The sequence below is a fragment of the Streptomyces recifensis genome, from assembly GCF_002154615.1.
Classification (GTDB): domain Bacteria; phylum Actinomycetota; class Actinomycetes; order Streptomycetales; family Streptomycetaceae; genus Streptomyces; species Streptomyces griseoluteus.
On the sequence record NZ_MUNH01000446.1, the window covers coordinates 1 to 8,360 of the forward strand.

The window sequence follows — 8,360 nt, forward strand, 5'->3', positions numbered from 1 at the left end:
GAGCCAAGGGGTCGGGGTAGCGGGCCAGTTCACGGGACGTGACCGGCCCCGCGAGGCGGGCCACCTCGTCGGCGTCGCCGCGCTCGTCCGGCCGTACGCCCGTCTGCGCGGGCTTCAGGACGGCCACCGAGCGGCCGGCCGCGAGGGCGGCGGCCGCCACGGCGGCCGTCACCATCGTCTTGCCGATCTCCGTGCCCGTGCCCGTGATCACCAGTACCGGCATGTCATCCCTCCCGCGCCGCGGCGCACACCGCGCGCGCGATCCGTGCCACGTCCGCGTCGTCCGTGACGTACGGCGGCATCGTGTAGACCAGGTCGCGGAAGGGGCGCAACCACACGCCCTCCCGCACGGCGGCCCGCGTCGCGGCCGCCATGTCCACCTCGTGGTCGAGCTGGACCACACCGATGGCGCCCAGCACGCGCACGTCCCGGACACCGGGCAGCTCAGCGGCCCCGGCGAGACCCTCCCGCAGGCCGGCCTCGATCCGCTTGACCTCACCCCGCCAGTCCTGCCCGAGCAGCAGTTCGACGGAGGCGCAGGCCACGTTGGCGGCCAGCGGGTTGCCCATGAAGGTGGGCCCGTGCGCGAGCACCGGCACCTCGCCGCGGGAGATGCCGTCGGCCACCCGCGCGGTGCACAAGGTGGCCGCCAGTGTGAGATAACCGCCGGTCAGCGCCTTGCCCACACACATCACGTCGGGCGTGACCGCCGCGTGCTCCGCCGCGAACAGCGCGCCCGTACGACCGAAGCCGGTGGCGATCTCGTCGAACACCAGCAGCACGTCGTGCGCGTCGCACGCCTCGCGCAGTACGCGCAGATACGCGGGGGAGTGGAACCGCATCCCGCCGGCGCCCTGCACCACCGGCTCCACGATCACCGCGGCCAGTTCGTCGGCGTGCCGCTCGATCATGGACCGCAGATGCTCCGCGTACGCCTCCTCGTAGCCGGCGGGCGGTGCGTCCGCGAAGACCTGGCGGGGGAGCGCGCCGGACCACAGCCCGTGCATGCCGCCCTCCGGATCGCACACCGACATGGGGTGCCAGGTGTCGCCGTGGTACCCGCCACGCCAGGTCAGCAGGCGCCGCTTGCCGGGACGGCCGAGCGAACGCCAGTACTGGAGGCACATCTTGACGGCCACCTCGACGGACACCGACCCGGAGTCCGCGAGGAAGACGTGCTCGAGCCCGTCGGGCGACATGTCGACAAGGAGCTTCGCCAGCCGCACGGCGGGCTCGTGCGTGAGCCCGCCGAACATCACATGGCTCATCCGCCCCAGCTGTTCGCGCGCCGCCTCGTCCAGCACCGGGTGGCGGTACCCGTGGATCGCTGACCACCAGGACGACATCCCGTCGACCAGCTCCGCGCCGTCCGCCAGCCGCAGCCGGACCCCGCTCGCCGATTCCACGACGAGCGGTTCGCTCCGGCCCGGCATCGGACCGTAGGGATGCCACACATGCCGCCGGTCCAGCTCCAGCAGCTCGGCCGTAACCGGATCAGGCATTGGGCGCGAGGTCCGTCCCGGCACCCCGGCGGCGCACGGCGACCAGATCGGTACGCGGCTCGGCCGAGGCGGGCGCGTCGGCCGCCACCGGGGCCGTACCGCAGACGCCGCCCCCGGCGTGCGACCCGCAGCCGGTCTGTTCCGCGCCCGGCCCGCAGCCGCCTCCGACCACCGCCGTCCGGTGCTCCGGCAGGGTCACCTCGTCCGCGCCCTCCACCTCGAACCCGGCGTCCGCGATCATCTCCAGGTCGGCCTTGCCCGCCTGGCCCTCGCTGGTCAGGTAGTCCCCGAGGAAGATCGAGTTGGCCAGGTGCAGCGCCAGCGGCTGGAGCGAGCGCAGGTGCACCTCACGGCCGCCCGCGATCCGCACCTCCACGTCCGGGCAGACGAAGCGGACCATCGCCAGGATGCGCAGACATCGCTGCGGGGTGAGGTTCCACTCCTTGGCCAGCGGGGTGCCCTCGAACGGGATCAGGAAGTTCACCGGAACGGAGTCCGGGTCCAGCTCGCGCAGCGCGAACACCACGTCCACCAGGTCCTCGTCGCGCTCACCCATGCCCGCGATCAGACCCGAGCAGGCGGACAGCCCGGCCGCGTGCGCCTTGTGCACCGTGTCCACCCGGTCGGCGTAGGTGTGGGTGGTGGTGATGTCGCCGTAGGTCGCCTCGGAGGTGTTGAGGTTGTGGTTGTAGGCGTCGGCACCGGCCGCCCGCAGCCGCTCCGCCTGGCCGTCGGAGAGCAGGCCGAGACAGGCGCACACCTCGACGTCCTCGTGGCGCTCCTTGATGGCCTTGATGGTGTCGGAGACCCGGTCCACGTCCCGGTCGGTGGGCCCGCGCCCGGACGCCACCAGGCACACCCGCTTGGCGCCCCCGGCGAGGCCCGCGGCCGCCGCCTCGGACGCCTGGTCGGGCTTGAGCCAGGTGTACTTGAGGATGCCCGCCGTGGAGCCCAGCCGCTGCGAGCAGTAGGAGCAGTCCTCCGGGCACAGGCCCGACTTGAGGTTGACCAGATAGTTGAGTTTCACCCTGCGGCCGAACCAGTGCCGCCGCACCTTGCCGGCCGCGGTCACCACATCGAGCAGGTCGTCGTCGGAGGTGGCGAGCACGGCGAGCGCTTCCTCGCGCGTCGGCGTCTCGCGCCGCAGTCCCTTGTCCACCAGCGTGTTCAGCAGGTCCATGAGGCTTGATCCTGTCCTACCCGACCGCTCCGGGCCAAGGAGACTTCGCACAACGACAGAGGTTCACCGTGTGGGTATTGCCACATCATGGGCGGCTCTCCGCGCCGCTAGTGTCTGTCTGTTGTCTACAAAAGCGCCCACCAGAGCAAGCCCCCGGAGGAGCCATGGCGTTCGGCTGGATCGACGAGCAGGCCGAGGCGCGCCGCCGCGCCGGACTCCTGAGGACCCTGCGCCCCCGGCCCGCCGACTCGCCTCTGCTGGACCTGGCGAGCAACGACTACCTGGGCCTGGCCCGCCATCCCGAGGTCGTCGAGGGCGCGGCCGCGGCGGCCCGGACCTGGGGCGGCGGGGCCACCGGCTCCCGGCTGGTCACCGGCACCACGGAGCTGCACGCCCGCCTGGAGACCGAACTCGCCGAGTTCTGCGGCTTCGAGGCGGCCCTCGTGCTGTCCTCCGGCTACGCCGCCAATCTCGCCGCCGTCACCGCGCTCGGCCCGCACGGTTCGCTGATCGTCTCCGACGCGGGCAACCATGCCTCCCTGATCGACGGCTGCCGCCTCGCGCGCGGCACCACCCAGGTGGTGGGACACGCCGACCCGGAGGCCGTGACCAAGGCCCTGGCGGCCCATCAGGGGGACGCGATCGCCGTCTCCGACACGGTGTTCTCCGTCGACGGGGACGCGGCCCCCCTGCGCTCGCTGGCCGAAGCCTGCCGGGACCAGGGTGCCGGGCTGGTCGTGGACGACGCCCACGGCCTGGGCGTCCTCGGGGAGGGCGGCCGGGGCGCGGCGCACGCGGCCGGGCTCGCGGGTGCGGCCGACGTGGTGGCCACGGCCACGCTGTCCAAGTCGCTGGGCAGCCAGGGCGGGGTGGTGCTGGGGCCGGCGCGGGTGATCGGTCATCTGGTCAACACCGCGCGGACGTTCATCTTCGACACCGGGCTCGCCCCCGCAGCCGCCGGAGCCGCGCTCGCCGCGCTGCGCCTGCTCCGGCGCGAACCGGAGCGCCCGGCGCGCGTCCGCGCGGTCGCCGCCGAACTGCACACCCGGCTCACCGCCGAGGGCCTCGCGGCGGTACGCCCCGACGCGGCCGTGGTCTCCGTACGGGCGCCGTCCCCCGACGCCGCCGTACGCTGGGCCGCCGACTGCCGTACCGAAGGGCTGTCGGTCGGCTGCTTCCGCCCGCCGTCCGTCCCGGACGGCGTCTCCCGGCTGCGGCTGACCGCCCGCGCGGACCTGTCGGTGGCGGACATCGAGCGGGCCGTAAGGGTCATCACCGCCGTTCGGCCCTGCTGAGGGCGGGAAAAACCCCGTCAAATACGGTCTCGCGTCGCAGAGTTCACCCCGTTGAGCGACAGATGTCCGCGTATCTGGGGGGTTGGTTCACCGGACCGCTTCCGTAATGGCAGGCTGACGTGCAGGCACCAGAGCGGGACCGTGCCCGAATCCTCCGCCCCGCGTCGTCGCGCGGCCCGTGGAAGGTCGGCGGGCCGCCCGTGGGAAAGGGACGACTTCGCCATGGCAGACCATCTGGAAGCATCCGTCACTCTGCCGAGCGATCCCGCCTCGGTCCGCACGGCCAGGTCCTACGTGGTGGGCACCCTGGTGAGCTGGGGGCTCCCCGCGGACGACGAGGTCACCGACACCGTGCGCCTCATCGTCTCCGAGCTGGCCACCAACGCCGTCCAGCACACCCGGGGCCAGTCGCCCACCTTCACCGTGGACGTCGTACTGGCCCGCGACGAGCTGTTGCTCATCGGCGTGACGGACAGCCATCCGAGGATGCCGAAGAGACTCCCGGCCGCCGTCGCCCAGGACAACGGCCGCGGCATGGCCATCATCCGGTGTCTCACCGTCGAGTGCGGCGGCAAGCTGCGGGTCCGCCCGACCCGTGAGGGCGGCAAGACGGTCTTCGTCGAGCTGCCCTGGTGCGTCCCGAGCCGGCCGCGGCCCGCCGCGGCCCGCCCGGAGCCCTCTCCGGCCCGCTGAGTCCGGGAACGGCCTCGGGGGCGTGGGTACGCCCGCGGAGACCGCTCCCGGCCGCCTCGCTAGTTGACCCGGCCGTACCAGACGCTCTTGGTCCAGATCTTCTGGAGCCGCACCACGTCCCCGGTCTTCGGCGCGTGCCAGATCTTGCCCTTACCGGCGTAGATGCCGACGTGGTAGACGCTGGACCCCGAGTGGAAGAAGACCAGGTCACCGGCCTTGCGGCGGCTCGAGGAAATGTGGTGCGTCTTGTTGTACTGCTGCGCGGCCGTGCGCGGCAGCTTCTTGCCGGCCTTCTTGAACGAGTACAGCGTCAGGCCCGAGCAGTCGAACCGGCCCGGCCCGGTGGCTCCGTAGCGGTAGGGGGCGCCCTTCTTGGACGCCGCGACCTTCAGTGCCTTCGACGCGGTGGTCGCGGCGGAGGCGTCGGTGGCCAGCCCCGGCACCATGATGGAGCCGCCCACGGCGGCGAGGGTGAGGGCCGAGGCGGTGCCGGCCCGAGCCATCAGCGACGGGACACGATTGAGCGCAGTCATGCGCAACCCTTCGTCAGCCGCCTGTGAAGGATGACCTGTCGGATTCGGGCTGGCGAAGTTGCCCGGCCGTGTCACCACGGCTTCACCCCAAGGGTTGCTCGGCACGATCGTCCGCTGCTCGCGGACATCCGTCCCGGCGACCCGGCTTGCTCGGGTCCTCCACTCCTGCCGATGCACTTCTGTCGACCGGTCATCCGGGTGGCGGCAGGACTCGGCGTCCGCCCGGATGCGCCCCGCCGTTGTGGCGGGGTCTTGTCGTCAGTGAGGGATCTTGGCCCACTCCTGTCCGAAAATCCCAATGGAACCGGGGGTTTGTGGCGTTACTCACCACTCACCCGTTCGGGTGGACAGAGGTGTGTCCGAGTCGCCGTCAACTCCCCTCCACAGCCCCGGACCTGGGCTTCGACGGCCGTGCGGCGGCCCGCCGGGCGCGTGGCGCGCAACTCGGCGGGCCCGGAAACGGCCCCGGAGATACACCGGTCGGCGGTAGCACGTTCGGCCCGTTTCGGCTCGGCGGACGACATGCCGGGCCCCGTTCGGCCGACGGCGGTGTCCGGGTCAGCCGACGGCATCGGGCGGGAGCGCGACGCGCGCGGTCCGGCGTTCACCGTCCAGCACCCGCAGGGCGTGTGCCAGCGTGCCCCCGTACAGCTCCTGTTCGCCCCGTTCGTGCATCAGCGCGAGCGCGTCGCGGAGTGCGGCCGCCGTGCGCACCAGCGCCTGCGCGGCCCTCAGCGCCCGGTATGTGTCCCCGTGCCGGGCCGGGTTGATCCGGCCCAGCAGGTCGGCCGCCTCCAGGTAACGGTCGATCAGTTCGCCCTCGGCCCGGGTCAGCGCGGGCAGCGGCGGCAGCTCCTCCGGCAGCAAGGGCGGCTCACCGGCCGCCGGGCAGGTTCGCACGGGCGCCCACGATCCCGTCGACCAGGCCGTGCTCCAGGGCGCCGGTGGCGTCCAGCACCCGCTCGCGCTCCAACTCGGCGTGGACGGTGGCGGCGTCCCGGCCGGTGTGCCGGACGAGCAGCTCCTCCATCAGCTCCCGGGTCCGGACCAGTTCCGCCGCCTTGATCTCCAGATCGCTGGGCTGCCCCCGCACCGGCTCGGCCAGCTCCGGCTGGCGCAGCACCACCCGCGAGCCGGGCAGCGCGAACCGCTTGCCGGGCGCCCCGGCCGCGAGCAGCACGGCGGCCACCGAGACGGCCTGGCCCAGGCAGTACGTCTCCACGTCGCAGCCGACGTAGCGCATCGTGTCGTACACCGCCGTCATGGCGTGGAAGTCGCCGCCGGGGCAGTTCAGGTACAGCGTGATGTCCCGGTCCGGGGAGGCGTGTTCGAGCTGCATCAGCTGGGCGATCACATCCGTGGCCGCCGCGTCGTCGAGCGGTGTGCCCAGCAGCACGATCCGGTGCTCGAACAGCTTGGCGTACGGGTCGAGCGTGCGGCGGACCCCTCCGTCGCGCTCGGTGAACTCGGGCAGGACATGTCGGGCGTTCGATCGGGTCATGGCACACCCCTCCTGAGCGGCGGGACCACTGCGGCCCCGCTTCTGTAAAAAATGTACATGACGTACGTGACGTTAGAATGGGGTCATGGCCTACGAGATTCCGGTGACACAAGCCAGGGCTGAGCTCGCCGACCTGATCAACCGGGTGGTCTACGGCAGTGAGCGGGTCGTGGTGACCCGGCACGGCAAACCGCTCGTCGCACTGGTATCCGCCGCCGACCTGGAGCGTCTCGAAGCGCTCGACGCACAGCCGGCGGAGGGGGACGAGCAGGTGATCAGCTCCGTCTCCGGCGTCCGTGAGGTCTCCGCCTCCCCGCCGCGGGAGCGGCAGCGCTTCGGCATCGCGGCCGAGCACCGCCGCCCCGGCGCCACCTGACGGCCAAGGCGCGCCGAGAGCGCGCCGGTTAACGTCGCCGAAACGCCGGCGAACTAGCCTTCGCTCCCACGCCACCAGGGGTTTCTCCGCACGAGCCGCCCCGAGCCGTGGCCGCGGCAACCGGGCCCCGCACGGTCCGGAGCGAGGACTGTGAGGTGGGACGTGCAACTGACCCCGCACGAGCAAGAGCGACTGCTGATCCATGTGGCGGCCGACGTGGCCGAGCGGCGCCGGGCCCGCGGTGTGAGGCTCAACCACCCGGAGGCGGTCGCGCTCATCACGTCGCACATCCTGGAGGGCGCCCGCGACGGCCGGACCGTCGCCGAGCTGATGTCCTCCGGCCGCAAGGTCCTCACCCGGGACGACGTGATGGAGGGCATCCCCGAGATGATCCACGACGTCCAGGTGGAGGCCACCTTCCCGGACGGCACCAAGCTGGTCACCGTCCACGACCCGATCGTCTGAGGGGGCCCGCGATGATTCCCGGAGAGGTGCTCTTCGCGGACGGCCCGGTCGTCTACAACCAGGGGCACGAGTCCACCCGGCTCACCGTGCTCAACGCCGCCGACCGGCCCGTCCAGGTCGGCTCGCACTACCACTTCGCCGAGGCCAACCCCGGCCTGGACTTCGACCGGTCCGCCGCGCACGGCAGGCGGCTGAACATCGCCGCCGGAACGGCCGTCCGCTTCGAGCCCGGCATCCCCGTCGAGGTCGAACTGGTCCCCCTCGGCGGCGCCCGGATCGTGCCCGGACTGCGCGGCGAGACCGGAGGTGCCCTCGATGCCTGAGATCTCTCGCGCCGCCTACGCGGACCTGTTCGGCCCCACCACCGGCGACCGCATCCGGCTCGCCGACACCGACCTGCTCATCGAGATCGAGGAGGACCGCTCCGGCGGCCCCGGCGCCTCCGGCGACGAGGCGGTGTTCGGCGGCGGCAAGGTCATCCGCGAGTCCATGGGCCAGTCCCGCGCCACCCGCGCCGAGGGCACCCCGGACACCGTGATCACCGGTGTGGTCGTCGTGGACCACTGGGGCGTGATCAAGGCCGACGTCGGCATCCGGGACGGCCGGATCACCGGCATCGGCAAGGCCGGCAACCCCGACACCATGGACGGCGTCCACCCCGACCTCGTCATCGGCCCCGAGACCGAGGTGATCGCGGGCAACGGGCGCATCCTCACCGCGGGCGCGATCGACGCCCACGTGCACTTCATCTGCCCGCAGATCGCCGACGAGGCGCTGTCCTCCGGGGTCACCACCCTGGTCGGCGGCGGCACCGG

General features: G+C 72.5%; 11 protein-coding genes, 1 pseudogene and 1 riboswitch. Of the genes and pseudogenes, 6 read left to right on the forward strand and 6 right to left on the reverse strand.

Annotation, left to right across the window (positions count from 1 at the left end):
• The 3 genes from CCN33_RS22230 to bioB all read right to left on the reverse strand — a co-directional run.
• Positions 1–223 (reverse strand): AAA family ATPase (locus CCN33_RS22230; RefSeq protein WP_167387918.1); only part of this gene is annotated, 223 nt, incomplete at its 3' end.
• 1 nt (position 224) lies between these two features.
• Positions 225–1,502: an adenosylmethionine--8-amino-7-oxononanoate transaminase gene (locus CCN33_RS22235; protein WP_086695299.1), complete on the reverse strand. Its 1,278-nt coding sequence runs from the start codon at positions 1,500–1,502 to the stop codon at positions 225–227.
• Positions 1,495–2,682, reverse strand: a complete 1,188-nt coding sequence (gene bioB / locus CCN33_RS22240) for a biotin synthase BioB (RefSeq protein WP_086695300.1) — start codon at positions 2,680–2,682, stop codon at positions 1,495–1,497. The genes CCN33_RS22235 and bioB overlap by 8 nt, the downstream gene beginning before the upstream one ends.
• Before the next feature lie 164 nt (positions 2,683–2,846).
• On the opposite strand from bioB, the gene CCN33_RS22245 reads away from it, so the two are divergent.
• Both CCN33_RS22245 and CCN33_RS22250 read left to right on the forward strand, forming a co-directional pair.
• Positions 2,847–3,977: an 8-amino-7-oxononanoate synthase gene (locus CCN33_RS22245; protein WP_086695301.1), complete on the forward strand. Its 1,131-nt coding sequence runs from the start codon at positions 2,847–2,849 to the stop codon at positions 3,975–3,977.
• Between the two features lie 222 nt (positions 3,978–4,199).
• A complete protein-coding gene (locus CCN33_RS22250; RefSeq protein ID WP_086695302.1) occupies positions 4,200–4,670 on the forward strand; it encodes an ATP-binding protein in 471 nt (156 codons plus the stop codon).
• A gap of 59 nt (positions 4,671–4,729) precedes the next feature.
• Here CCN33_RS22250 and CCN33_RS22255 read toward each other — a convergent pair whose 3' ends face one another.
• From CCN33_RS22255 to CCN33_RS22265, 3 genes are all read right to left on the reverse strand, one after another.
• Complete coding sequence (locus CCN33_RS22255) at positions 4,730–5,203, reverse strand: C40 family peptidase (protein ID WP_086695303.1); 474 nt, start codon at positions 5,201–5,203, stop codon at positions 4,730–4,732.
• Between the two features lie 3 nt (positions 5,204–5,206).
• Positions 5,207–5,389, reverse strand: a riboswitch (cyclic di-AMP (ydaO/yuaA leader).
• A gap of 372 nt (positions 5,390–5,761) precedes the next feature.
• Positions 5,762–6,070: a hypothetical protein gene (locus CCN33_RS22260; protein WP_086695308.1), complete on the reverse strand. Its 309-nt coding sequence runs from the start codon at positions 6,068–6,070 to the stop codon at positions 5,762–5,764.
• A gap of 7 nt (positions 6,071–6,077) precedes the next feature.
• Positions 6,078–6,704 carry an ATP-dependent Clp protease proteolytic subunit gene (locus CCN33_RS22265; protein WP_086695304.1) on the reverse strand — a complete coding sequence of 209 codons (627 nt, stop codon included), beginning with the start codon at positions 6,702–6,704 and terminating at the stop codon, positions 6,078–6,080.
• Positions 6,705–6,789: 85 nt separating this feature from the next.
• On the opposite strand from CCN33_RS22265, the gene CCN33_RS22270 reads away from it, so the two are divergent.
• The 4 genes and pseudogenes from CCN33_RS22270 to CCN33_RS22285 all read left to right on the forward strand — a co-directional run.
• A complete protein-coding gene (locus CCN33_RS22270) occupies positions 6,790–7,080 on the forward strand; it encodes a type II toxin-antitoxin system Phd/YefM family antitoxin (RefSeq protein ID WP_086695305.1) in 291 nt (96 codons plus the stop codon).
• A 162-nt stretch (positions 7,081–7,242) separates the two neighbouring features.
• A complete protein-coding gene (locus CCN33_RS22275) occupies positions 7,243–7,545 on the forward strand; it encodes an urease subunit gamma (protein WP_086695306.1) in 303 nt (100 codons plus the stop codon).
• An 11-nt stretch (positions 7,546–7,556) separates the two neighbouring features.
• Complete coding sequence (locus CCN33_RS22280; RefSeq protein WP_086695307.1) at positions 7,557–7,868, forward strand: urease subunit beta; 312 nt, start codon at positions 7,557–7,559, stop codon at positions 7,866–7,868.
• Positions 7,861–8,360, forward strand: a pseudogene (locus CCN33_RS22285) (amidohydrolase family protein); the annotation flags it as partial. The gene CCN33_RS22280 and the pseudogene CCN33_RS22285, both read left to right, overlap by 8 nt.

Excerpts from the sequence above, each read along its gene's own strand:
- CCN33_RS22235 (WP_086695299.1), bottom strand. The coding sequence starts at position 1,502 with ATGCCTGATCCGGTTACGGCCGAGCTGCTGGAGCTGGACCGGCGGCAT.
- bioB (WP_086695300.1), bottom strand. The coding sequence starts at position 2,682 with ATGGACCTGCTGAACACGCTGGTGGACAAGGGACTGCGGCGCGAGACG.
- CCN33_RS22245 (WP_086695301.1), top strand. The coding sequence starts at position 2,847 with ATGGCGTTCGGCTGGATCGACGAGCAGGCCGAGGCGCGCCGCCGCGCC.
- CCN33_RS22250 (WP_086695302.1), top strand. The coding sequence starts at position 4,200 with ATGGCAGACCATCTGGAAGCATCCGTCACTCTGCCGAGCGATCCCGCC.
- CCN33_RS22255 (WP_086695303.1), bottom strand. The coding sequence starts at position 5,203 with ATGACTGCGCTCAATCGTGTCCCGTCGCTGATGGCTCGGGCCGGCACC.
- CCN33_RS22265 (WP_086695304.1), bottom strand. The coding sequence starts at position 6,704 with ATGACCCGATCGAACGCCCGACATGTCCTGCCCGAGTTCACCGAGCGC.
- CCN33_RS22270 (WP_086695305.1), top strand. The coding sequence starts at position 6,790 with ATGGCCTACGAGATTCCGGTGACACAAGCCAGGGCTGAGCTCGCCGAC.
- CCN33_RS22280 (WP_086695307.1), top strand. The coding sequence starts at position 7,557 with ATGATTCCCGGAGAGGTGCTCTTCGCGGACGGCCCGGTCGTCTACAAC.